The following is a 22879-nucleotide window of genomic DNA, read 5'->3' as shown; positions in this document are numbered from 1 at the left end:
ACCATGCTCCGCGTCCTCGCGCAGGCCGAGGCGCAACTCACGCTGGCGCAACGCTTCCGCATCGCGCGGGCGCGGGCGCGACGGCTGCTGGCGAAGAAGCAGCCGTTCGACGAGAGCGAGCACCCGCGCGACGAACATGGACGGTGGACCACCGGAGGCGGCGGCGGCGACATCGACACCGACAAGGTCGAGGCCAAGACCAAAGCCAATGTTGCCACCGCCAGCGCTCTGGCGAAGGCGAGCGGCGTTACACCGCTGCCCGGCAGCAAGGGTGAACATCCGAACACGATAGCGTCGCGCAACCCGACAGCGAAGGGCACGAAGAAAAATCCTGCGCCTCCGCCAGCCTACGGACAGCCTGACGTCGCCTCGATGAAGCTCGAACCGGAGCGCTACGAGCACGACATCGGCCTGTTCAAGAACGACGACTTCTATCCGAACTTCCGCGCCGAGGATCTAAGCGGCTCGACCGATGAGGCGGTCAGCAACATCGTCGATCAGATGAAGGACAATCTGAAATTCCTTTATCAGTACGCCGACAAATCCACTCAGGTCTGGTACGACGGTGCCCGTGCGCTGGTCGATGACCGCGTCAAGCTCTATGGCTTCAACGACGCCAGCGTCGCCGCCGTCTATGCGGCGCTGTCGCCGACCAAGGACTGGGATCAGAACGTCCACATCGCGGACATGCTGCTGCAGACCTACAAGAAACAGCAGGGCACCGTCTGGTCGAAAGAGATGGACGAGAAGTCCAAGACGCTGTGGTCCGCGAAGAATCAGAAGGTGGTCGATCTGGTGCGCGGCAAGACGCTGGGCGAGCTGACCAGCCCAGCCGAGAAGGCGCTGTGGATTCGAACCTACGACGAGACCCACAACAACCCGGCTTACCGGACCGTGCTGCCGAACGGCGCGCTGGGCGAGGTGACGCGCAACAAGGACGGCTCGCCTGCTAAAGTGGTCTGGCAGTCGCTGCCCGCGATCACCAACGCGGTGAGGGCGCTGGAAGCCAACGGCGATCTGAAGATCATCAGCGATGCGATGGGGACCGCGCACAAGGTGCGCTCGTTCTACAACAACATCCTCGACCCGCATTCGGCCAACGGTGACGTCACCATCGACACCCACGCTGTCGGAGCCGCGCTGTTGCGGCAGCTCTCAGGTTCGACCGTGGCGGTGTCGCATAATTTCGGCAACACGCCGATGAAGGTCGATCAGCCGGAAGGCTGGGAGGCGGCGGGCGCGTCGGTCAAGACCGGCCTCTCCGGGCTTTATCCGGTCTACGCGCAGGCCTACCGCGAGGCGGCCAAGGAGCTGGGCATCCAGCCGCGCCAATTGCAATCGGCGGTGTGGGTGGTAAAACGCGACACCTTCGGCAACGCCTCCAAGAAAACGCAGGACGCCATCGAGGCGGCGTGGCACGCCTACCACGACAATCCGAAGGTGACGCTGGAGCAAACGCGCAGCGCAATCGCGAAGCTGATCGGGCTCGACAAACATGAACGACATTATCGAATTGATGAACAAGGCGGGCGTGCCGGTGACGCGCGAGAACTACATCGAGATGGCGTGGGGCCTGCCGCTGCCGACATGGACGGCGGAGCTGGAGATGGAGCTGCCGGAAGAGCTGCAGGACTGGACGCTGTTCGAACAGAAGAACGGCGAGCTGGTGCTGAAGAGCTAGACTGGCCGACGATCCGCGCGCAGGCGCAGGCGCTGCTGGAGCGCAAGCCGAAGAAGCCGAAGCAAACCGAAATCGAGCTGTGGCCGGAAAAGGACGAGACGCGCGACGCCTTCATGGATCGCTGCGTCATCGCGCTGACCAAATGCGTCGGCGCGAAGAAGGCTCCCGGCGTCTGCGCCCGCAAATGGCGCAAGTCGGAGAAGCTCGGCAAGAAGGAGCTGGTGACCCGCGCCGCCATCGAGGCCGAGGCTGACGCCGATCTCTTGATCGAGCCGTGCGGCAAGGTCTGCCTCGCCTGCGAGGGCGCGCCAGCGCCGTGGTCGTCGAAGGAATGGGACGAGGGCAAGCACCCGCGCGTGCCTGCGGGCGGGCCTGACGGCGGCCAGTTTGGTCCCGGCGGCGGCGGTGGCGCTGGCAGCTCGGCGAAGCCGAAGGGCAAGGGCAAGGCCAAGAAGGAAGATTTCGACAAGGCCAAGATCGCCATCGAGGGCGACAAGGCGCGGCAGGATGCCGTGATCGAGAAATGGAATCAGACCATCGGCGAAGATCCGGCGGTGTTCAAACAGAAGTTCATGGGCGGCCTCAACGGCGACATGAAAATCCAAGCCTACGGTATCACCGGCAAGTTCAGTCTGAGCGGCAACGTCCAGAACGACCAAGGCAGCAACGTCGGCACCTACACGCGCGACATCAACATCGATGACAAGAGCGCTTACAGCGCCTACTTCCAGCTCAACCGGGGTTCTCGCGGGGCCGACATGGGCAAGCAGATGCTCGCGGGCAACGTCGAGACCTACCGCGAACTCGGCATCGAGAAAGTCGGGGTCACCGCCAACATCGATGTCGGCGGCTATGCGTGGGCCAAGTACGGCTACGTGCCGACGCAGGAATCGTGGAATGAGCTGCGCGCCTCGCTGGAGCGCAGGGTCAGCGGCGGCAGCAGCAGCGCTCGACCGGGCTTCGACACTTACGAGGCCGACGACTGGAATATGCTGTCGAGCGACAGGCAGGCCGATGTGCGCGATGCTTGGATGCGCAGCACCTACTCGGAATTTCTGGAGAGCGAGGAGCAGAACTGGCGCGAGAGCGGACAGGCGCTGGAGGACAGCAAGAATTCGCTGGTCGATCTCTACAACGAAGGCAGCATCCCGGAATGGGCGACCGAGGCCTTCGCCGCCGCGCGCGAAACCCGCGAGGACGCAGGCGACACGCCGATCCCGTACACCGATCAGCAGCTCTTTGCCGCGATCAGCCTCGACTACAAATCGAAGTACGGCGACGGTCGCGACGATCCTGAAGTGACGTTCGATGACGACAAGCTGCAGGAGCCCGCTGGCTATGACCCGACGCAGCAGACACTGCCCGGCATCGAGCCGCTCGACCCGTCGCAATTTCTCTCGCAGGAAATGCGCGACCAGCTCGAAAAGGAAATGATCGACGGCTTCAACGAGAAGGCCGAGAAGGAAGCTGACGAGATCGACCCACCGACCTATCTGGCTGATTCCATCGCCGAGTATCAGGAGGAATACTGGGATCAGAAAGACGACGCGGAGAAGCTGCGTCACGCGGTGGATCTAGGTCTGGCCGACATCGAGATCGAGCCCGACGAGGACGACGAAGAAGAGCCGCAACTGGAGTTGGACGACGCCGAAGAAGACCCGCTGCTTGATGCGATCCACGACCGCGATCCGAAGGCGATCTGGAAAGTCGCGGACAGCCCGCGCGGCAAGGATCTGCTGCTCGGCACCAACTGGAGCGGCGTCCTCAATCTGAAGGACGCCGAGGCGATGAAGCGCTTCGACGATTATGTCGGCCGGGTGAAGCATGGCTGAAGCCAACGAATTCTTTTACCTCGACAAGGACGGCAACAAGCAGGATGCCGATTTGCACGGGCCGATCCTGCGCGCGGTGGACTATCCCATCGACGAGAAGATCATGGGGCCGATCCGTGCGCGTCACCGTGCTGCGTATGTCGAGCCACAGCAAGCCAAATTGCGCGCGGCGCGCTGGATCAAGGTTAAGGCTCGCGCCGATGCACTGGTTGCGCGCGGACAAAATGACCTATATAGAGGATGGAATGAAACAGAGCATCCCAGACACCCAGCAGGCTCACCCGAAGGCGGACAATTCGTCGGCGACGGCGGAGGATCAGAAGGTGCTGGCAAGCCTGTCCCCGGAGGACCGGGAGCTGGTGCAGGAAGTGATGGCCAACCATCCGGGGCTTTCAGCCGAGAAAGCCCTAGCGATGCTGAACGAAGCCGGAATGTAGTCGCGATCTGGCGCTCGAAAAGCGCCACCTTCTACGAGCACGGCGGCACCGAGGGTGCCAAGACCTTCCACAGCGCCATCACGCGCGCCAAGACCGGCGAATTCGGTGCCTCCGTCCACGTCTACGAGCCCGACGAATACAAGGGCATGCGGCTGTTCATGTCGCCGGACGGCAAGTCTGGCTTCGCGCTCAAGGGCGACGACATTGTCTCGCTGTTCAAGTATCCGGGCAACATGACCAAGGGCGTCGCCGCCAATTCGCTCAAGCTCGCGGTAGAGCAGGGCGGTCGCCGCCTCGACGCCTTTGACACCGCGCTGCCGTCGCTCTATGCGCGGTCCGGGTTCAAGGCCGTGGCGCGGCTGGCGTGGAATGAGACCTACAAGCCGGACGGCTGGGACAAGCAGACCTACAAGGAATTCAACGGCGGCGAGCCCGACGTCGTGTTCATGGTCCACAGCTCGCCCGAGCGGCTGAGCTACACGCGGGGCGATGGCCGCACTGTCAGCGACTACGACGAGGGCACCGCCGAGCAGATGAAGACCGCGCCGTCGATTGCCGGTTATCGGCCGGGCGTGCGTGGGCGCGGTGACGTCGAGGTCAAGGCGCGACGCGCCGACTGGGTGGCTGGCTCCAGCGTCAAGACCATCGACGATGTGATCCGCGCCGCGCCGATCGCGCAGAAGAGCTTCGCCGAGGCCGGGCGCAAGATCGCGGCCGACATGGGCATCAAATTCAAAGATCCGGGGCCGAAGACATCGAGCGCCAAGGGCATCGACCGCACGCTGCAGAAGATCGCCGAGCGTGCGCCAGATCCGGCCGCCCGCGTCACCGACACCGCGCGCGGGGCCTTCATCCTCACCCATCCGGATCAGGCCGACGAGGTCATCCGCAGGCTGGGGCGCACGCACGAGGTGCTGGCCGAGCCGTGGCGCACGATCCCCGGCTCCAACTACACCGACCGGGCGCTGCTGTTTCGCGACCGCCAGACCGGGCTGATCGGCGAGGTGCAGATCACCGAGACCAAGATGCTGGATGCGAAGACCAATCGCGGCGGCCACGAGATGTACGAGAAGGCGCGGGTGATGCCGAAGGGTCCGGAGAAGGATGCGCTCGACGCCAAGATGCAGGCGCTCTACGGCGGCGTGCTCGACAGCTACAAGGGCACCGACTGGGAGATCGTCGATGGCCGCAGCCGATTTACGAATCCTTGAAGGCTTCCGGCGGCAGCGGCGGGGTGTTGGGGAAGCACTGGTCGAACGATTGCTTGCTTAGCGGCTGCGAGTTTGCGCCATGCGAGGTCGAGTTGATCTCGCGCCAGACGCCGCCGCTATAGACCCAAGCCTCGCGCCCGTTCGTGCGTGAGGGCAGTCCGTCGAAGTCGGCATAGAATGGCTCTGCCATGGCGCTACTCCAGCTTGCGTTCAGCGGAGAGCTTCCAGATCTGGGTCGAGTCAAAATCGCGGGCCTGTTCGTTCCAGATCGGAATCTCCACCTTGAGCCGCTTCTTTAGCATCAATTGGAGAATCATGGCCACCGGGTTGGGCACGCGGGCCTCGCCCAGCGCCCAGCGCCGGGCGGTGCGGCTGCCGACTTCAAAGAACCGGCCAGCGGCCTGCTGATTGATGCCAAGCTTGTCGAGCGCGGCGCGATATTCGTCAGATGTCATTGTCATGAATCACCCATATAGGCCGTTTTGTCAAAAATGACAAGACGGCCGACTATGGTCAAGACGTCGGTCGCGGGATGCGCGGAGCGGGTGCCGATTCTTGTTGAAGAGGCAGCAAAACAGCTTGCGAGGCCCAGCCGGTGATGCCGTTCCAAGTCACCAGACACCAGTCCGCGCCTACGGTGCCGTCATCACGCGGGACGCAACGCGAGGCGCTGACGACTTGTCCGGCCGGGATCACGCCGACCAGCCCGTGATTGACGCCGGGGCCTCTGCGAACATTCAAGATCCCGTTGCTCGCGTAGGGCGGGACCTGAAACCACATCGTTGATTCGACCGACGCCTGCGTTGTCTTGTTGGCGCATCGTGCGGCGGCGTGCATCACGAGCTGATTGTTCTTCTTGCGGTCGTACAACCACTCCAGATAGACCATCGCGCCATCGATGCGCTTGACCTCGCCGACCATGTAGAGATGCCGCGCACGGTTCAGCGAGCCTTGCCACTGCGCCTTGTTATCGGTGCTGGCATCCTGAATGGCGTACTGCTCGCTGCGCGAGACCACGAGGCCGTCTTGGCGATAGTGAAAAACGCGCCACGAATGCTCTTCGGGAATGAATTTGACATCGACCCGGACCACCGGGTTGTTGTCGGCAGGATCGTCGCCGAGCGCGACGCGCGGCGCGGCGCACGTTATTTCGTAAGCGGAGGCCGCGACGGTGCTGAGCATCAGCAGTGCAGCGGCGGCGAGTAGAGATCGTTTCATAGTTTGGTGGTGCTCCTGTTGCTGTTGAAGGTCCGGGATGGCGCTTCGTGCTGCCGCCACACTGGCGACAGTGTCGAAACGTCAGCGACCGTTGCCAGCCTTCCAGCCAGTCAGCGAATGGCCGTCCTGATTGAAGAAGCGGAAAGTGCCGTTCTGCTTGCCACGGCTATGGACCACGGTGATGCGGCAGCGCAGTTCGTCCTTCTTGCGGCTAATCTCGGTCGCGTCCTTGACGTAGATGACACGCGGGCCGAGCGGATTCTGCTCTGCCATCTCCTTCATTTCTTCGGTGATGGTTTCGTTGTCGCAGGTGTTTTCCTTGTCGGACCAGTCCTTGGTCTCATCGCTCGCGAAGGCAGCGGTGGACAGCAGAACGAACGCGGCGGCAGTGAAAAGTTTACGCATGGTTGTCGGTAGTCTCCTGTTTGATGAAGGCCGGAATGGCGCTTCGTTCTGCACACCGTGATGTGCAGGGGCGAAGGGTCAGCCGCGACCGAACGCGACATAGCGGCGATTGCTGGAACGAAACTTCGAAGTCGAGTTGTGGCCGTGGCAGTGGTAGCCCATCTTGCCGCGTGCGCCGTGGCAGCCTTGCGCATTGACAGCACCGGGCGTGGCGGATGCCGGGGCAGCGAGGGCGAGGACGGCGAGCAGTGCGAGGATAGCGCGTTTCATTAAGTTACATTTCTCCGTTTGGTTTGAAGATCACCGGGATGGCGCTTCGTTCTGCGCACCGTGATGCGCAGGGGCGAAAGGTCAGGCGGCGACGAGTTCTTCGGGATCGAGCACGGCGTTGTAGAGATTGTCCTTGGCGATGATTTCCAGCAGTCGGCCAGCGAGGCTGACTTCGTCGGTGCCCATGGCCTTGGCAGCGTCGCGCAAAGCGCGCAGGGTCTTGTCGCTCAACGGCAACGGCGAAGGCAGCGACAGGGCGACGAGCGGCTTGCGCTTGCCGCCGGGGCGCAGCGATATGCCTTTGCGACAGCACATCACCTGTAGCGTGCCCGGCTTGACGCCGAACTGTTCAGCAATCTCCAGCTTGCGCTTGCCCTCCGCGATCAGGGCGGGAATGCTGGCGTACATTTCGTCGGTCAGTTTTCGGGGAGCCATCACGCCACCTTCCGCGCCAGCACTTCGGCGCTCGCTTCCTCGATCATCTGGCGGTAGCGGTTGCGACCTTCCTCGATCGACATGAAGCGCCAGTCCGGATCTCGGCGGCGCTCGCCGATGCGGACCACCGCGAACGACAGCTTCAGCGCCTTGGCGAACGAAATGAACTTGTCGCCAGCTTCGGTGGACCGGTCCTTCTCGATCCGGACATTGACCCGCTTGATGGCCTTGAGCATGCGGCCGAGTTTGCGCTCGTCACTGGAAAAGACGCTGCGAAATTCGACATCGCCACCGATGTGCGCGCCGTCGGTGTCGCTGATGAAGCCGTACATGCCGAGCCCATCGACCACGAGGCCGAGCAGATGCTTCGGGCAGCCATAGCCTGCGTACAGCTCGCCATCGCCGGAGCAGCCGAGCGGCACGTTGCCGTCTTCCTCGCGGCGGCGAACGACATGCACCGTGACCTTCTCGGAGCCGTATTCGTTGACCCGGTCGATCAACAGACCGTATTCGTCGTCCTTCTTAGGCATTGAGATTCTCCTCTGCGAAGGCCGCGCGGACGGCGGCCGGTAAAGCGTCTTCGATTTCGGCGTCGGTCAGATCAGCCAGCGGCACCGACATGGTGCCGTTGCGGTAGACCATCACGTAGCGCACGCCATTGATGCGGCCCTTGTAGTCGCGGTGCTTGTACTTCCAGACCGCAGCCAGTTTTCTGTCGCGCACGGACTTCATTGCGCTTCGCTCCAAGCCTTGCGGGCGGCGGGCAAACCATCGCCCAGCTTCTCGCCCTTGTTGGCATCGTAGGCGACCTTGGCGGCGACCCACTTGTTCAGCAGCACGCGGCCGACTTCCGGCACCGCCTCGCCATACTGCTCCTGCCACGCCTTGGCTTCCGCGCCAGAGCTGTACTCACCGAGAGCGGCGAACTGGACGTGCTCGTTTTCGTCGAGGTACATCGCGCCACCGAACATCGCGTAGACCGAGGCCTTCGGCTTATTCCAGACAAGGCCAGCGACCTTCGGGTTCGACGTCTGCGAGACGAAACGGAAACCCTTCTTCGGCTTGAACTCGATCCAGTAACGGATCTTGCACCGCAGCCTGAAGCCGTAGGGGTAGTCCTCGACCACGTAGGCTGACTCGGGCGAGATGTGGCCAGATAGAAGTTGCACTTGGATCTCCTCTGTTAAAACGGGATGTCGTCGTCGGCCAAAGGCCGGGGTTGATAGGGCTGACGCGGACCGATGAAGTCATCTTCCTCGTCGTAGCTTTCGGGGTGCGGGACCGGCGGACCGACATAGGCCGGATTGGCGACCCAGACGTCGAAGTCATGCAGCAGCCACGCGCGATCCGGATATTCGCCGCCGATGTTGGCCGCGAACTCGGCGACCGCTTCGACCGGGGAGGCGAGGTGGCTTTCGCGCTCCTCGCGCTCGTCGTAATCGGACCAGTGCGCCACGATCAGGCCTCCTCTGGTACGAACTTCGGGCTTCCGAAGAAGGCCTCGACCAAGTAGTTCAGAACGCCGTTAACCAGTTTCGAGAGCAATGACACGGGGGATCTCCTTTCCACTCCCCTCATGTAGGTCATTCCGACCTATAGGTCAATACGGCCTACGCGATATTTTCGAGATTCTTTTTGACCCTTGCGAGCAGTTCCGGGTGACCGTGGCCCAGCACCGCCAGCTTGGCGGCCATCTTGGGCAGATAGCCCTTGGCGAACTCAGGCGCGACGCTGGAGACGTTGGACGAGTTGTCCAGCATGTCCGCCAGCTTGATCGACGCGCCCGCATAGGAGGAGGCGGCAAGGTGCTGGACGATGCCAGCCAGCCGGGCGGCCTTGCTCATGCCGGGGATCTTCTCGGGGTTCGTCACCTCGACCACCAGCGCGGCGATCCGGGGACTGAATTCGGCCGCCAGCTCGGCCTCGCTGACCGGGCAGTCCTCGATCACGTCGTGCAGGACGCCAGCCGCGACCACGTCAGGGTCGAAGCCCAGCTCGGCCAGCATTGCCGCAACCCGCATGGGGTGCTCGACGTAGGGCTCCCCGGAAAACATTCTGAAGACCCCGGCGTGCGCCTTGGCGGCGAACGCATGGGCCTTCCTAACCAAGGGTTCCATAACCCAGTACTCCTTTCATCGTTAATATAGGCCGTTTCGGCCTATGGCGCAAGGGACCAAATTCCTAATGGTTAATCGTCCGATTCGCCGCCGTCGTCACAGTCGTCGTAGCTGCAGGCGTCGCCCTCGATCAGATCCGGATCGCAGTAGACGTCGCAATCGGAGTCCCAGCGTTGCGGGTAGTACGCCGGGGCGCGACGGCAGCACCAGAACAGCAGCACGAGCAGGATGAAGAGGCCGATCAGGATGATCACGCGGCCATCGCCTCGCTGGCGAAGTCGTCTGGAAACTGAAATCTGGCGAGGCGATCAAGGTAGGCCAGCCACTCCTCGCCGCTCATCTGCTTCTTGCCGTAATTGCAAATGGTGCAGCAGGAGACCGAGTTCTCGACCGTGTAGCCTTTGCTATTGTCCCAGCGATCCACGCCGTTGCGAACAAAAGTGTCGCCGCTGTGCTTCGCCTTTGAGACCGTTGAGGGCGGTGCGTCGCAGTACACGCAATTACCCGAACAGAGCTTCTTGAACTGCTCGCGGGTGAGCGATTGCTCCAGCTTGCGAACCTTCGCGTTCGTCTTATGGGCATGGAAAACCCGGTTGAACGCCGCCTCGCCCTTGGGGAGTCGCGCTTTCAAATTCGGTCCGCGCTTCACCCCAGCGAAGTTGCCTCGCGGGCCGCAACCGCAGCTCTTGATATTCTGCAGCGTGCTTGGATTGAACAGCTTTTCGTTTCCGCAATCGCAGCGGCAGAGCCACTTGACCGACATCCTGTCGCGCTCGATCACGACCAGCTTGCCGTAGCGCTCGCCGGTCATGTCCTTGAACGTCAACTCGGTAATCCGTCCCACTTCTAAACTCCGTTCTGTTTATGATGCCGCCTGATCGCGGCCATTGCGACGTGCAGAATGTACGATTGCCACGCCTCCATGGTCAGGTCGGACTTGACGATGTTGCACTCCTTGCAGCAGGGCACCGAATTCTCCGGGGTGTAGCCCTTGCTGTTATCCTTGCGGTCGATGCCGCTGCGGAGGAAGTCACCGTTCGAACGCTTGCTTCGCGAGACCATCGAGGGAGGCTGGCCACAATAGGTGCAGTTCTGACTGCAGATGGCAGCAAACTGGTCGCGAGTCAGCGTTGATTTGTAACCGCGCGCTTCAGCGTTAGTCTTTCGATGGCTGGAGAATGCGAAATTGATTGCCGCTTCACCGGGTGGCAGCGCCGCAAGACAGCCGCAACTGCGAACGAGGTCAGATCGCAATCGATAACCGTTCACAGTGGTTTCGTTTCCACAATCGCAGACGCACTGCCACAAGCCAGCGCCTTTCCTTTCGGTCGCGCCGCCAGCAACGACCTTCAACTTGCCGAACCGTTGGCCGGTCAGGTCAGTGAACTCCAAGTTTCCAATGAGGCAGCCGCAGCTTTTGGTGTTGCCGGTCTTCAGGGCGTTGCCAACGACGACCGTTTCGTTCCCGCAATCGCAAGCACAGTGCCAGCGCCACTGAACTCCTTGCTTCTCGCCGCACTTGACGACTGTCAGCTTGCCGAACCGTTGGCCGGTCAGGTCAATGAAGTTCTTGCGAAGGATGCAGCCGCAGCTTTTGGTGCCGCCGGACTTTAATGACCCGGCGTGAACAATGGTTTTGTTGCCGCAATCGCAGTCACAGTACCAGCGCGGGTGTTTGCCTTTGTTCTCGGCGCGCCCCGTTACGGTCAGCTTGTTGAAGCGTTGTTCGGTAAGATCCGTGAAGGCACCCATCACGCGGCTTCCTGCATTTCGCTGCAGGACTCGACTTCAATAGCTTTTGCGATTGCGACCGCGCGTTCCTTTTCCATCTTCCACCACATGCCGCGCGGCGGACGCGGAACGTCCATCGTCTCGGCAGCTACGGGTGCGGCGACGGCGATCTCGGCTTCCTCGATCATCGGCAGCGGCACCACGGTGTAGGCCTTGATCTCGTTCTGAATCGAAACCTGCCCGGCCGCCTTGCGCATCTTCTTGCAAAGCGCTTCAGCAAATTCTCGGTCGCCGGAATTGATGAGGTGCGGGTGATCCATCTTCGGACCGAGCACCAGAATGTTGTGCTTGACCCGGCCGTTGTAGATCACCAGCGATGCCACGCCGTAGTGCGCGCAGGAGGCAGTCATCACGCGGCCTCCGCTTCCACTCTCGCGCGGAACGCCCGCTTAATCGCTTCCATCGCGCGACGCTGCTTGGCATTCGGCCGGTTCATGCGGGAGATCGCGACCAGTGCGGCGCGCTGCTCGTCGCTCAGTTTGGTGATGTCTTCTAGTGACATGGCGTTGGTACTTTCTCTCCTCTCAGGTTGGACGCGTCATGCGCCTTGGTTCTTATATAGGCCATTGTGACCTATGATGCAATTGTGAGTTCAAGCCAGTTATTTGTGATACTCGGCCAGCAGGGCCAGCGTCTTTTGCGGGTGCGCGTTGTGCGGCGACAAATACTCGCTGCCCTCCGCGCCGTAGCGGATGCCGATTGAGTGCCGACCGTGCGGCTGCGGCAGGATGTAGGCGTCGAGCTTGTCGCCGTAGTTGGCCCAATGCTTCAGCACGAAGGCGACGTCATACGGCACCGATGGGCCGTGGGTGCCCATGCTGATGGTGCCGCCCGCGACGCATTCGGCGAGCCGCTCAATCGGCACGTAGGTGATCTGGTCGCGCCACGGATTCTGTTCATGCCAGTGCGGGGTCATTGGACGGTCTCCTTCTTGATCGGTTGGGGCGGCCTCAGAAACACCGCCAGCGTTTCGGACGTCTGCTGGAGGGTCTCCAGCAGGATGTCCAGATCCTCGATCCGCTCGCGGATCTCGTCGGCCTCGTCTTCGATGCTCATGCCTTAGCTCAGAAAATGTAAACGAGGATGAGCACGCCGATCACTACGCCCACCGCGATGCCACGCGAGAAAACCCGGCGGTCGAGAGCACGCTGCTCCGCGCCGACGTCGCGGATCGCGACGATCAGCGGAGACAGGATCGCGTTCAAGCGACTCTCGGTCAGATCGGGGAAGGCCTGCATGACCGCGTTATGGACGGCGACATCGTCATTCCAGTTATGCTGCTGCCCTGCGATCACGGCGCACGCCATGATCTCCCGGACCTCCGTGGGCTGGCCCGCCACAGCCCGGTCGTAGGCGATCTTGAGCAAGCGGTCGCGTTCCTTGGTGGCGACGTTCACCGGCAGTGGCGGCGGAGCGGCAGCGGCGGAGCCGCCGATGGATTGCGTGTAGTACAAGCCGGTGCCGGGCACGCCGACCGAGACGGACGGTTTGCGTTTGCGACGGCCGACGATGGGGATGTTGACCGATGCACCGCGCACGCCAGCGGACAGGCTGATGCCGGAGCCGGACAGGTTGATCTTGAACGGGCCGAATCCAATTCGTTTACGAAAGCGAAGTCCCAAGTGAAGTTCTCCTTTGCTCAGTTGGTTGGTAGTTGACGGGGGAAGTATTCGCGGGCGGTCTCGGCCCAGTCCTTGGCCTTCTCCAGCGTGTCGGCGAAGCCGTATTGCTTGCCGTGCTGCCAGAGATAGCCCTGCGCCAGCGGCTCGGTGCGGACCAGACAGACCGGGTTGCCGGGGATGTGAATCCAGTGTTTGCCCTTGGGGTAGGGCAGCCAGTTGTGGACCATGCGATCAGTTGCCATCGGTCAGGCCTCCACCACTGCGCCTTCAAGGTTACGCGCGCTCAGTCCGCACAGCATGCCGTTCTCGGCACGAAACACCGTGCTCTTGCCCTTGCGACCCTTGACGCGGCAGATCTCGACCGTGAAGCGCTGGCAGGGGATGTCCCGAAACAGCAGCGCCTTGGGCAGCACGACCTTGTTGCCGGGCTTCAGGCCACGCTTCAGCTTCATGCGAGCCGCGTGTGCGGCCGAGCCCTCGCGGTAACCGCGCGCATTCTTCAGGCTGGAGTATTCCGGCAGCGGACCAATCGGATCTTGCAGCTCGGAGCACTGGGCGATGATCGACATCGGAGCGGGGCAGCCATACGGCCCCATCGATTCTTCCATGTCCTTGTAGCCGAAATTGTATTCGTCCTTCGGCACCGACTTGATGGCGTAGACCAGCAGCGCCCGCACCATGCCGTCCGCGTCGGGGACATAGACCTTGCTCTCAGGCTCGTGGAATTTGGCCACGATGAACACCGCCTCGCGCGTCGCGCTCGCAGCCACGAAGTGCTTTTCGAGCCATGCAGCGCCGCAACCGTTCTTGATCGCCTCGACCGCCTTGACGCCTTTCGGCTTGTGAAAAAAGACCCAACCCACGTTCGTTACTCCTAGTTGCTCTCGACCACGCCGGGGAATCCGGCAACGATTGCCTTCAGATCCGCGTCAGATGCGTCGGCCACGACTGCCGCTTCCAATTCCTTGCAGAGCTTCGGGATGGACATGATCGGGATGATGAACCCGACAATCGCGCGATTGATGCGCGCCTCTTTCGCCTTCTTGGGACTCAACTTCTTCACTTCGTTCTCCTGTCAGATGTTCAAAACACGCAACGCGATCAGGGTGGGGATCAGGTAGAGCGCGGTCAGTACGAACCCGTCGATAAAGAACTCCACCTGTTTTCCTTTCTGGGCGCAGCACCATGCCGCGCCCGGTGATGGTGCCGGTTAATCCAACCGGCTGGAGGCGTAGATCGACAGCTTGTCGTCGCCGAGTGCTTCCTTCAGCACGCGCGCCATCGCTTGGGCGCAGGCTTCCTTACGGTCGATGCTCTGACCGAAGTCCGAGATCCAAATATCGACGCCGCCGCCGTAGGCCTTCCGCGCCAGCTTGTTCTTCTTGAGCCAGTTCGCGAACGGCGAGTTGCCGGGCGAGACGTTGACCCACGCGAAACCGCACGCGCCTTCCGAGCAATGCCACATCGCTTTCGGCACGCTGTAGCCCTTGGCGAACGGATTCGACGGCTCGACCACCATCATGGCGCGGGGCTTGATCGCCTCACCGGCCGCCTTACCGGCCTCCGAGGCCTTGGCGAACGCCGCTTCGAACGCGACGGCGCGGGCCTTCCGGGCCTGACCTTCCGCCGCGATCTTCTCGCGGAGCGAACCGTACTCAGAGACGTACATCAGAAACTCCTTTTTTCCGGGGCGGACCACCCGCCGACAGGGAATACATAGGTCATTCCGACCTATAGGTCAATACGGCCTACAGCAAATTATCAAAGAATCTTTGGGGGTGCAGGCCCCTGAAATCGCGGAGGTTTTCGCCATGCCCATGAAACCGAAGCCCGGAGAGAGCCAATCTGACTTCTCGGCACGTTGCGTTCCCGAAATGATGGGACCGGACGGCAAGAAGCGTGATCAGGATCAGGCGGTCGCGATCTGTCTCGACATCTGGCGCAACAAGGACAAGGCGCTGAAGGCCGCGCCGGATGACTACGACAACCGCGACGAGTTCATGCGGGACTGCATCAGCGAGACCGGCGACGAAGATGCCTGCGCGCTGGCATGGGAAGAGCGCGCCGCCAAAGTCGTCCACAAGACGCACGTCACGCCGGGCGAGGGTCTGGAATTCATCCTGTCGGATGCGACGCCGGACCGCATGGGCGATGTGATCGACGCCGATGGCTGGGATCTCGCGAACTTCAAGAACAACCCGGTCGCGCTGTTCAACCACAATCCGAATTTCCCGATTGGCAAATGGATCAATCTGCGGACCGGCGACGGCAGGCTGCGTGGCCATCTGCAGCTCGCCAAGAAGGGAACGTCTGACCGGATCAACGAGATCATTTCGCTGGTCGAGCAGAACATCCTGCGCGCCGTGTCAGTCGGCTTCCTGCCGAGAAAGTCCGAGCCGCTGACAAAGGGCGGCAGCGGGCTGCGCTTCAAACAAACCGAGCTGGTCGAGACGAGCCTCGTCTCCATCCCGGCGAATCCGAATGCATTGGCGGTCGCAAGATCGCTCAACATCTCCGCGTCCACCACGGCGCTGGTCTTTGGCGGGAAAGCCAACACAAAAGACCAGAGCATGGTGAAGCGCGGTTTCAACGGCGGGCAAGCCGAAAGTCCTCCTGTACGAAAGAACAGGATCATGTCCCCCCTCACCAAGAGAATCGAACAGAACGAACAGCGGCTCGTTGAGCTGCGCGATCAGTTGACCGCGCATCTTGAAGCCGTTGACGACGAGAACGTCACCGATGCCGATCTCGCAACCACGCAGGAGCTGAACAAGAAGATCGCGGATCAGGAAGCGCTCTATGCTTCGCTGAAGGAATCCGAAGGCAGGCTGGCGAAGACCAGCAGCGACGGCAATGGCGACGGCAACACCCGCGTCATCACCGGCAAGGGCGGCGAACGTCGGCCGTTCAGCCTCAAGGCGAAGACGGTTGACCCGATTGAGTTTCTGGTTCGCGCCGGTACGGTCCGCGCGCTCGCCCGCTCGATGGGCGTCTCCATCGACGACGCGCGCCAGAAAGTCTACGGCGACGACGAAGCGACTCGCATGATCTGCGATCTGACGCTGAAGGCGGCGTCGGCTCCTGCCATGACCACGGTCACCGGCTGGGCCGCCGAACTGGTTCAGCAGATTGTCGCCGACATGATGCCCGCGCTGTTGCCTGCGTCGGTCTATCCGTCGCTGTCGGCACTGGGTCTCAAGCTGACCTTCGGCCGCAATGGCCGGATCATCGTGCCGACCCGCTCACTGACGCCGACCGTGGCCGGTTCGTTCGTCGGTGAAGGTGCGCCGATCCCGGTCCGTCAGGCTGCGTTCACCAGCCAGACGCTGACCCCGAAGAAAATGGCCGTGATCTCGACGTGGACCCGCGAAATGGACGAGCATTCCGTGCCCGCCATCGAAGGTCTGCTTCGCGAGGCCATCCAGCAGGACACTGCGATCTCCATCGACAGCGTGCTGCTCGACACCAACGCGGCCACGGCGATCCGTCCCGCCGGTCTGCGCAACGGCGTCGCTGGTCTGACGCCCACGCCCATTGGAGCACCGCCCAATGCGTTCAACGCCCTCGTCACCGATCTCAAGCAACTGACGGGCGCGATTCTGACGGCGACCAACGGCAACATCCGCAACATGGTCTTCATCATGAATCCGCAACAGGCGTTGTCGATCAGCTTCATCCAGCCTCCGGTGCCGGGCGGGCTCTTCCCGTTCCGCGACGAAGTCAATGCTGGCAGGCTGAATGGTCGTCCGCTGATCACGTCGGGCACCGTGCCGCTCGGCACCGTGATCTGCCTCGACGCAGCGGACTACGTCTCGGTGTCCGGCGATACGCCCCGGTTCGAGATCAGCGATCAGGCGACGCTGCACATGGAAGACACCAACCCGCAGCAACTCGCGGCGGCTGGCACGGCTCCGGTTGTCGCGGCACCCGCGCAGTCGATGTTCCAGACCGACAGCCTCGCGTTGCGGCTGATCCTGCCGATGAACTGGGCGCTGCGCCGTCAAGGCGTGGTCGCGTGGATCGCTGGCGTGACGTGGTGATCTAGCTGCGGGGTCCGCCCCGCAGTGTCCCCTCAATCCCCAAACCAAAAGGAATATCAGATGGCAGACGCAACCGCGCAGGCCAAGGAGCAACAGGCCAAGGGTGCCGAGTTGAAAGCGAAGTCGGTCGAGGAGGCTTATGCCCATCAGGGCAAGCCGACCCCGACGCAGGAAGAGTGCGATCTCGCCAAGCTCGGCGTGCCGATCGAGACGCACGAGGACGACGGCAGCGGACCGGAGCCGAAATTCGAAACGGTGATCACCCGGCAGTCCGAACCGTCGAAGCCTTCGGGCGGCAACTACCAGACGCGGGCCGCAACGCCCGCAAAAGAGACGCCGAAAGAGACGCCGAAGCAGCAAAGCTGAGATGGCGAACTTTCTCCAGCGGATCATTCGCCCTTTCCTCAAGGGAGAGGGCGAGTGGCACAATGGTCCTTACCAACTCCCGGTGACCGGCGGCTGGCTGCCTGCCGGTTCGCCGTGGAATTTCTGGCAGTCAGGCATCGAGCCAATCGGCGGCGACAGCTCGGCGATGGTAGAGGCGTGCCTGTCGGCCTATTCGCAGACGGTGGCGATGTGCCCCGGCGATCACTGGCGCATGAACGACAAGAACGGTCGCGACCGCGTCACCAACTCGGCGCTGTCGCGCATCCTGCGCTATCCGAACAGCTATCAGTCGCCGTCCGACTTCATGCTGAACGCGACGCGCTGGCTGTACTACGAAGGCAACGCCTACGCACTGGCGCTGCGCAACGATCGTTTCGAGATCGACGAGCTGCATCTGATGGACTCGCGCCTGTCGGCTCCGCAGATCGCATCGACCGGCGACATCTTCTACCGGCTCGCCGGGAATGACGTCATCGACAAACAGGTGAGAGAGCAACTGATCGTGCCAGCGCGCGACGTGCTCCACATCCGGCTTCATGCATCGCGGCGGCGGATACCCTATCCGCTGGTGGGCGATACGCCGCTCGGCTCGGCGCTGCAGGACATCATGCAGTCGAACGCGATGACGGCGCAGCAGATCAACTTCTATATGAACCAAGCGCGGCCGAGCGCGGTGCTGACCACCGATCTGATCCTCGACAAGGATCAGGTGCAATTCATTCGCGACCGCTGGGACGAGCAGTCGAAAGGGCTGAGAGCGGGCGGCACGCCGATCCTGACCGCAGGCCTGAAGCCGATGATGCTGGCGTCGAACAGCAAGGACTCCGATCTCGCCGAGGTCATGAAGCTGACCGAACAGCGCATCGCGCTGGCGTTCCGGATACCGCTGCAGATTCTTGGGCTCGGCGGCACCACCATGGGCTCGACCGAGGCACTGATGTTGCAATGGGTCGCGTCCGGTCTCGGTTTCGCGCTCAACCACATCGAGGACGCCTACGGCCTGCTGTTCAACCTCAAGGGCCAGCCCGACGAATATGTCGAGTTCGACACCAAGGCGCTGTTGCGGTCCGCCTTCAAGGAGAGAATCGCCGGTCTCGCGCAGGCGGTGCAGGGCGGCATTTTCTCGCCGAACGAGGCGCGGGCTTCGGAGAGTTTGGACGAAGTCGAATACGGCGACGAGCCCCGAGTTCAACAGCAAGTCGTGCCGCTGAGCGCTGCCGCTGGCATCCCGTCCGCGCCCGGTATGCCCGGCGCTCCGCCCCAACCGGGAATGCTTGCACTGCCGAAACCGGCAGAGAAGCCGCCAGAGGATAAACCAACTTCGGCGAAGGACTACAGCGATGTCGTTGCAACCGAACTCCGAACCATCCTCGCACGCGCCGACCATTATGACCGAAGCAACGCTTGACGCGCTGCGCGACGCGCTCGGTCAGATCATCTCATCGCACCGCAAGCAGTGGACGCGCGAGCGCGAACTGATGGAGGCGCAGGGGCGGGTCACGCTGGCGGAGCTGCGCGCGGAGATCGTCGAGCTGAAAAGCATGATGGAGAAAATGGTTGGCGAGAAGCTGGCCAGCCTGCGTGACGGTGCGCCCGGCATGAAGGGCGACCGTGGTGAGCGCGGTGAGCGCGGCCTGCAGGGCATCCCCGGCGGCGTCGGCAAGCAGGGAGACCCCGGAACGCCCGGCAAGGATGGCGAGCGCGGCGAGCCCGGCCCGGCTGGTGAGCCCGGTCATATCGGAGACCCCGGCATTCCCGGTGAGCCCGGCATACCCGGTGAGCCGGGGGCTGCCGGTGAACCCGGTGCGGTTGGCGAGAAAGGCGATGCAGGCGAGCGCGGTGAACAGGGCTTGCAGGGCCTGCCCGGCGAGCGCGGCGAGTCCGGTGCAGCTGGTGAGCACGGCGAGAAGGGCGAGCCCGGACTGAGCATCAAGGGAGATCCCGGCGAGCGCGGCGAGCCCGGCCTACCCGGCAAGGACGGCGAGCCCGGCCCCATCGGCCTCAAGGGTGATCGCGGCGAGCGCGGCGAGCGTGGGCTGCAGGGAATCCCCGGCCAGATCGGCAAGACCGGCGATCGTGGCGAGCGCGGTGAGCAGGGCATACCGGGCCTGTCGGTCAAAGGCGATGCTGGCGATCGTGGCGAACGCGGTGAGCGCGGTGAGAAGGGCGACCGGGGTGAGCCCGGCCTGTCGATCAAGGGCGAGCCCGGCGAACGCGGAGCGCCCGGCGAACGCGGTGTGACCGGCGAGCGTGGCGAGAAGGGCGATCAAGGGATTCCCGGCATCGGGCTGAAGGGTGATCGCGGCGAACGCGGCGAACGCGGCCTGCAGGGTGAACCCGGCAAGATGGGCTTGCGCGGCGAGGCGGGCACCCCCGGTGACCGTGGTGAATCCGGTCCGGCCGGTGAGCGTGGCGAGCGCGGCCTGACGGGAGCGCTGCCGCGCGTCAAGGTCTGGGAGCCGGGTGTCCATTACGAGGACGATGTCGTGACCGCTGACGGCGGCACCTATCAGGCGGTGCGCGACACGGCGCAGGAGCCCGGCATCGGCAAGGACTGGATCTGCCTCGCGCGGGCGGGCGCGGATGGCGACGACGGGCGGTCGATCGAGGTCCGGGGCCTGTTCGATCCCCAGATCGCTTACCGCGCGCTCGACCTCGTCGCGCTCAACGGCAGCAGCTTCATCGCCAAGCAAGACGATCCGGGACCATGCCCCGGCGCTGGCTGGCAATTGCTCGTGAGCCAAGGCAAGCGCGGCGACAAGGGCGAGCGCGGCGAGCGAGGGCTGCAGGGCCTGTCCGGCGCGTCGGTCTCGATTATCGACTGGAAGATCGACGAGGAAAACTATTCCGCCACGCCGATCATGTCGGATCGCAGTGAGGGCGAGCCGCTGCCGCTGCGCCGGATCTTCGAACGCTTCCACCTTGAGGCGAGGTGAGCGATGGCCGACGTCACCGTCAAGATTCTGGTGCCTGCAGACGAGACCGACCTGATCTCGCTCGACGAGCTGAAGGTCGCGCTCGGCCTGCCGACCGGCGTGGGCGCGACCGACCCGCAACTCGAATGGCTGATCGACGTCGGCTCCTCGACCATCTCGACGCTGTGCAATCGCGTGTTCGCCAAGGAGAAGGTGCAGGAGACGTGGCGCTGCCTTGGCAGTCGTCGGGTCTATCTGACGCACTGGCCCGTCAAGGAAGCAGACGTCGAGAGCGTCACCACCAACGGCAAAGATCGCATCGATTACGAGCTGGAGGAGGGTTCTGGCAAGCTGTCGATCTTCACCGCGCGCGAGGAGCCCATCATCGTCACCTACACGGGCGGCTATGTGTGCCCCGACGAAGTGCCGGATGCATTGAAGCAGGCCTGCGCGCTGATCGTCTCGACATCGAAGGCCGAACAGGCGGCGGCGGCACTGACCGGCGTCAAGATGATCGCGCACAAGGAAGCGCGCGTGATGTTTCACACGCCGACCAGCGGCAGCTCGACCGGCGGCGGCGGTGGTGCCAGCAGCAACACGCGGCAGACCGTCGAGGGCCTGCTCGGCCACTACATCCGGCACTGGATCTGAGCCGTGCCGTTCGAAGTCAAGGTCGAGTCGGAAAAGCTGCTGCAACAGTTCGAGGACATGCAGAAGCGCGTCTCCGAGCTGGATCAAAAGCTGCCCGACGTTTTCTTGGACTGGCAGCGCGAGGACATGAACCGGAAGTTTCCGAAGATCGACGAGCAGGCCGGTCTGTCGGTCACGACTCTCGTCTATCCGCGCTCGCGCAAGCCCCGCATCAACGCGCCCGGCGGCGGCAAGGGCGGCAGACGGAAGCAGGCTCGACGCCGCGTCTCTGGCGGACGCCGTCCGATCCTGCGTCCCGAGCTGGTCGAGCAACTGTTCGACCGCATGAAGGAGATGTGCAGGGAGGCCATCGAATGGCAGTAAATTTCTCGACGCTGGTTTATCTGCCGAACTTCGACATGTTCGCGCGCCCGGTGACGATCACGCCGCTGGCTTCGCAGCCGGGCATGCCCGCCTATGGCGCACGGGGCATTTACGACACCCGCCCGGTGGACGTGGCGGGGATGGACGGCTCCATCATTTCCGATCAGCAGACCATTCTCGACGTGCGCGACGACGAATTCACCGTCGTCCCGGAGCAGCTCGACCGCATCAACATCCCGCCCGACGCGGACGCTGGCAACATTGGTGTCGGCGATTATGAAGTCGTTGACACCGAGGCCAACGGCGGCGGCGAGACCACGCTGGTCATCCGCAAGATCGTGACCGCCAGACCGTCATGACCGCGACCGACACGACGGTCTTCAGCTACGGCCTCGTCATCCGCGACATGCTGCTCGCAAAACTGGTGACTGCGCCGTTCTATGCGGGCTTCACCATTCGCAAGAGCCGCCAGCTGCCGACACAGGTCAACCAGCTGCCGACACTCGGCGTCTATCTGGTCAAGGAGGACATGACGCCGGACGGCGACCCGAACCACGGCGACATCGACATGATCCACAGCCTGACCATCGGCTTCTCGGTGGTCATCATCAACAACGATCCGGAAGCGACGCAGGAGAAGCTCAACGAGGCCTACTGGGTCATCATGAACTGGCTGTGGCGCGACCCGTACCTGATGAACATGATCGACACCCGCGCCTATCCCGGCGGCATCGGCAATCCGGACAACGTGCGGATCGAAGCGCTGATGAACGGTTCGTGGCGCTTCTTCGATCATCCGCCGCTCAACAACGAAACGCCGATGAGCGAGCTGCGCTACGAGCAGACGCTGCGCTATCGCGCCGACTACACCCCGATCATCCTCGACGATTTCCTGTCGATGCGCGTCGAGACCGTGCCGCTGGACGACGATGACACGATGCCGCCAGCGGACGAAGTGCAGCGCATTGTCACCGAGTACACGTTCGAACCGGCAACCACGAAAGGAAGCGACGATGGTCGAAGTCAAAACCGAAGTGCCGCAGCGGGCGGAAAACCCCCGCAAGAAAATCCGTGAGGCAAGGCTCGCGCGCCTGCGCGTGATCGACGGGCCGCCGAAGACCGTCAAGGTCTACGCGGGCAGCGAAGCGTTGCGCGCCGCGTTGCGCCATCCCGGCGGCGGCGTCCGCTTCCGCGAGACGCTCGGCGAGGCGGTGGAGTGGCCGAACGATGCCTTCACCAAGCGACGCATCAAGGACGGCTCCGTCCGTCTCGATGGTCCCGGCTCCGCTGAAAGTGCCGAGCCTGACGAAACCAAGAACGCGCGCGAGCAGGCCGAGGCCAACAAGCCGAAGTCGGAGTCGAAGTCGGAGCCGCAGCCAGAGCCACAGCCAGAGCCGCAGCCGGAATCCAACGGCAAGCCTGCGCCGGTATCGAAGCCGCCGCAGTCGGCAGCCTGATCCAACCCCCGTGATCGCAGCGCGCTGTGACGTGGCTGCAAAATAAG

General features: G+C 63.0%; 34 protein-coding genes. 11 read left to right on the top strand and 23 right to left on the bottom strand.

What is annotated here, in order from left to right:
* Window positions 1-3: 3 nt before the first annotated feature.
* On the top strand, window positions 4-3513 hold the full coding sequence (locus tag KIP88_RS02915) for a hypothetical protein (RefSeq protein WP_214486333.1): 3510 nt from the start codon (window positions 4-6) through the stop codon (window positions 3511-3513).
* Entirely contained in the window at window positions 3506-5161 is a 1656-nt protein-coding gene (locus KIP88_RS02910; RefSeq protein ID WP_214486332.1) for a hypothetical protein, read from the top strand. The genes KIP88_RS02915 and KIP88_RS02910 overlap by 8 nt, the downstream gene beginning before the upstream one ends.
* On the opposite strand, the gene KIP88_RS02905 is transcribed toward KIP88_RS02910, so the two are convergent.
* The 23 genes from KIP88_RS02905 to KIP88_RS02795 all read right to left on the bottom strand — a co-directional run bounded on the left by KIP88_RS02905 (window position 5148) and on the right by KIP88_RS02795 (window position 14688).
* Window positions 5148-5351 carry a hypothetical protein gene (locus tag KIP88_RS02905; protein WP_214486331.1) on the bottom strand — a complete coding sequence of 68 codons (204 nt, stop codon included), beginning with the start codon at window positions 5349-5351 and terminating at the stop codon, window positions 5148-5150. The genes KIP88_RS02910 and KIP88_RS02905 overlap by 14 nt on opposite strands.
* A gap of 4 nt (window positions 5352-5355) precedes the next feature.
* Entirely contained in the window at window positions 5356-5622 is a 267-nt protein-coding gene (locus tag KIP88_RS02900) for a hypothetical protein (protein ID WP_214486330.1), read from the bottom strand.
* Window positions 5623-5674: 52 nt separating this feature from the next.
* On the bottom strand, window positions 5675-6343 hold the full coding sequence (locus KIP88_RS02895; RefSeq protein WP_214486329.1) for an SH3 domain-containing protein: 669 nt from the start codon (window positions 6341-6343) through the stop codon (window positions 5675-5677).
* A gap of 117 nt (window positions 6344-6460) precedes the next feature.
* Window positions 6461-6784: a hypothetical protein gene (locus tag KIP88_RS02890; protein ID WP_214486328.1), complete on the bottom strand. Its 324-nt coding sequence runs from the start codon at window positions 6782-6784 to the stop codon at window positions 6461-6463.
* Window positions 6785-6862: 78 nt separating this feature from the next.
* On the bottom strand, window positions 6863-7054 hold the full coding sequence (locus KIP88_RS02885; RefSeq protein ID WP_214486327.1) for a hypothetical protein: 192 nt from the start codon (window positions 7052-7054) through the stop codon (window positions 6863-6865).
* A gap of 81 nt (window positions 7055-7135) precedes the next feature.
* Window positions 7136-7489: a hypothetical protein gene (locus tag KIP88_RS02880; RefSeq protein ID WP_214486326.1), complete on the bottom strand. Its 354-nt coding sequence runs from the start codon at window positions 7487-7489 to the stop codon at window positions 7136-7138.
* Window positions 7489-8019: a hypothetical protein gene (locus tag KIP88_RS02875; RefSeq protein WP_214486325.1), complete on the bottom strand. Its 531-nt coding sequence runs from the start codon at window positions 8017-8019 to the stop codon at window positions 7489-7491. The genes KIP88_RS02880 and KIP88_RS02875 overlap by 1 nt, the downstream gene beginning before the upstream one ends.
* Window positions 8012-8221 (bottom strand): hypothetical protein, encoded by a 210-nt coding sequence (locus tag KIP88_RS02870; protein ID WP_214486324.1) that lies wholly within the window; start codon window positions 8219-8221, stop codon window positions 8012-8014. The genes KIP88_RS02875 and KIP88_RS02870 overlap by 8 nt, the downstream gene beginning before the upstream one ends.
* Window positions 8218-8658 carry a hypothetical protein gene (locus tag KIP88_RS02865; protein WP_214486323.1) on the bottom strand — a complete coding sequence of 147 codons (441 nt, stop codon included), beginning with the start codon at window positions 8656-8658 and terminating at the stop codon, window positions 8218-8220. Before KIP88_RS02865 ends, KIP88_RS02870 begins: the two co-directional genes overlap by 4 nt.
* Before the next feature lie 14 nt (window positions 8659-8672).
* Window positions 8673-8945, bottom strand: a complete 273-nt coding sequence (locus tag KIP88_RS02860; protein ID WP_214486322.1) for a hypothetical protein — start codon at window positions 8943-8945, stop codon at window positions 8673-8675.
* 154 nt (window positions 8946-9099) lie between these two features.
* A complete protein-coding gene (locus tag KIP88_RS02855; RefSeq protein ID WP_214486321.1) occupies window positions 9100-9606 on the bottom strand; it encodes an HD domain-containing protein in 507 nt (168 codons plus the stop codon).
* Between the two features lie 71 nt (window positions 9607-9677).
* A complete protein-coding gene (locus KIP88_RS02850; protein ID WP_214486320.1) occupies window positions 9678-9860 on the bottom strand; it encodes a hypothetical protein in 183 nt (60 codons plus the stop codon).
* Entirely contained in the window at window positions 9857-10417 is a 561-nt protein-coding gene (locus KIP88_RS02845) for a hypothetical protein (RefSeq protein WP_214486319.1), read from the bottom strand. Before KIP88_RS02845 ends, KIP88_RS02850 begins: the two co-directional genes overlap by 4 nt.
* Window positions 10418-10452: 35 nt before the next feature.
* Entirely contained in the window at window positions 10453-11358 is a 906-nt protein-coding gene (locus KIP88_RS02840) for a hypothetical protein (protein WP_214486318.1), read from the bottom strand.
* Window positions 11358-11747, bottom strand: coding sequence for a hypothetical protein (locus tag KIP88_RS02835; RefSeq protein WP_214486317.1), 390 nt, complete (start codon window positions 11745-11747; stop codon window positions 11358-11360). The genes KIP88_RS02840 and KIP88_RS02835 overlap by 1 nt, the downstream gene beginning before the upstream one ends.
* Complete coding sequence (locus KIP88_RS02830; RefSeq protein WP_214486316.1) at window positions 11747-11899, bottom strand: hypothetical protein; 153 nt, start codon at window positions 11897-11899, stop codon at window positions 11747-11749. The genes KIP88_RS02835 and KIP88_RS02830 overlap by 1 nt, the downstream gene beginning before the upstream one ends.
* Before the next feature lie 99 nt (window positions 11900-11998).
* Window positions 11999-12313: a hypothetical protein gene (locus KIP88_RS02825; protein ID WP_214486315.1), complete on the bottom strand. Its 315-nt coding sequence runs from the start codon at window positions 12311-12313 to the stop codon at window positions 11999-12001.
* Entirely contained in the window at window positions 12310-12453 is a 144-nt protein-coding gene (locus KIP88_RS02820) for a hypothetical protein (RefSeq protein WP_214486314.1), read from the bottom strand. Before KIP88_RS02820 ends, KIP88_RS02825 begins: the two co-directional genes overlap by 4 nt.
* Window positions 12454-12461: 8 nt before the next feature.
* Entirely contained in the window at window positions 12462-13019 is a 558-nt protein-coding gene (locus KIP88_RS02815) for a DUF4236 domain-containing protein (protein ID WP_214486313.1), read from the bottom strand.
* 17 nt (window positions 13020-13036) lie between these two features.
* A complete protein-coding gene (locus KIP88_RS02810) occupies window positions 13037-13261 on the bottom strand; it encodes a hypothetical protein (RefSeq protein ID WP_214486312.1) in 225 nt (74 codons plus the stop codon).
* A gap of 3 nt (window positions 13262-13264) precedes the next feature.
* Window positions 13265-13882 (bottom strand): hypothetical protein, encoded by a 618-nt coding sequence (locus tag KIP88_RS02805; protein WP_214486311.1) that lies wholly within the window; start codon window positions 13880-13882, stop codon window positions 13265-13267.
* Between the two features lie 11 nt (window positions 13883-13893).
* Window positions 13894-14082 (bottom strand): hypothetical protein, encoded by a 189-nt coding sequence (locus KIP88_RS02800; protein ID WP_214486310.1) that lies wholly within the window; start codon window positions 14080-14082, stop codon window positions 13894-13896.
* A 147-nt stretch (window positions 14083-14229) separates the two neighbouring features.
* The gene (locus KIP88_RS02795; protein ID WP_214486309.1) at window positions 14230-14688 is read right to left on the bottom strand and encodes a hypothetical protein; all 459 of its coding nucleotides are present in this window, start codon (window positions 14686-14688) and stop codon (window positions 14230-14232) included.
* Window positions 14689-14830: 142 nt separating this feature from the next.
* On the opposite strand from KIP88_RS02795, the gene KIP88_RS02790 reads away from it, so the two are divergent.
* Genes KIP88_RS02790 through KIP88_RS02750 form a run of 9 tightly spaced genes read left to right on the top strand, consistent with a single transcriptional unit; the run spans window position 14831 to window position 22832 of the window.
* Window positions 14831-17059, top strand: a complete 2229-nt coding sequence (locus KIP88_RS02790) for a phage major capsid protein (RefSeq protein ID WP_214486308.1) — start codon at window positions 14831-14833, stop codon at window positions 17057-17059.
* A gap of 60 nt (window positions 17060-17119) precedes the next feature.
* The gene (locus tag KIP88_RS02785; RefSeq protein ID WP_214486307.1) at window positions 17120-17425 is read left to right on the top strand and encodes a hypothetical protein; all 306 of its coding nucleotides are present in this window, start codon (window positions 17120-17122) and stop codon (window positions 17423-17425) included.
* Window position 17426: 1 nt separating this feature from the next.
* Entirely contained in the window at window positions 17427-18854 is a 1428-nt protein-coding gene (locus KIP88_RS02780) for a phage portal protein (RefSeq protein ID WP_214486306.1), read from the top strand.
* Window positions 18787-20382, top strand: coding sequence for a hypothetical protein (locus KIP88_RS02775; RefSeq protein ID WP_214486305.1), 1596 nt, complete (start codon window positions 18787-18789; stop codon window positions 20380-20382). Before KIP88_RS02780 ends, KIP88_RS02775 begins: the two co-directional genes overlap by 68 nt.
* 3 nt (window positions 20383-20385) lie before the next feature.
* Window positions 20386-21012 carry a hypothetical protein gene (locus tag KIP88_RS02770; protein WP_214486304.1) on the top strand — a complete coding sequence of 209 codons (627 nt, stop codon included), beginning with the start codon at window positions 20386-20388 and terminating at the stop codon, window positions 21010-21012.
* A gap of 3 nt (window positions 21013-21015) precedes the next feature.
* A complete protein-coding gene (locus KIP88_RS02765; RefSeq protein WP_214486303.1) occupies window positions 21016-21375 on the top strand; it encodes a hypothetical protein in 360 nt (119 codons plus the stop codon).
* Window positions 21366-21734 (top strand): hypothetical protein, encoded by a 369-nt coding sequence (locus tag KIP88_RS02760; RefSeq protein ID WP_214486302.1) that lies wholly within the window; start codon window positions 21366-21368, stop codon window positions 21732-21734. The genes KIP88_RS02765 and KIP88_RS02760 overlap by 10 nt, the downstream gene beginning before the upstream one ends.
* Window positions 21731-22450, top strand: coding sequence for a hypothetical protein (locus tag KIP88_RS02755; protein ID WP_214486301.1), 720 nt, complete (start codon window positions 21731-21733; stop codon window positions 22448-22450). Before KIP88_RS02760 ends, KIP88_RS02755 begins: the two co-directional genes overlap by 4 nt.
* The gene (locus KIP88_RS02750) at window positions 22389-22832 is read left to right on the top strand and encodes a hypothetical protein (protein WP_214486300.1); all 444 of its coding nucleotides are present in this window, start codon (window positions 22389-22391) and stop codon (window positions 22830-22832) included. The genes KIP88_RS02755 and KIP88_RS02750 overlap by 62 nt, the downstream gene beginning before the upstream one ends.
* Window positions 22833-22879 lie beyond the last annotated feature (47 nt).

The sequence above is a fragment of the Bradyrhizobium sp. SRL28 genome, from assembly GCF_018596315.1.
Classification (GTDB): Bacteria; Pseudomonadota; Alphaproteobacteria; order Rhizobiales; family Xanthobacteraceae; genus Bradyrhizobium.
This window is presented reverse-complemented; position numbering and strand designations above follow the sequence as displayed.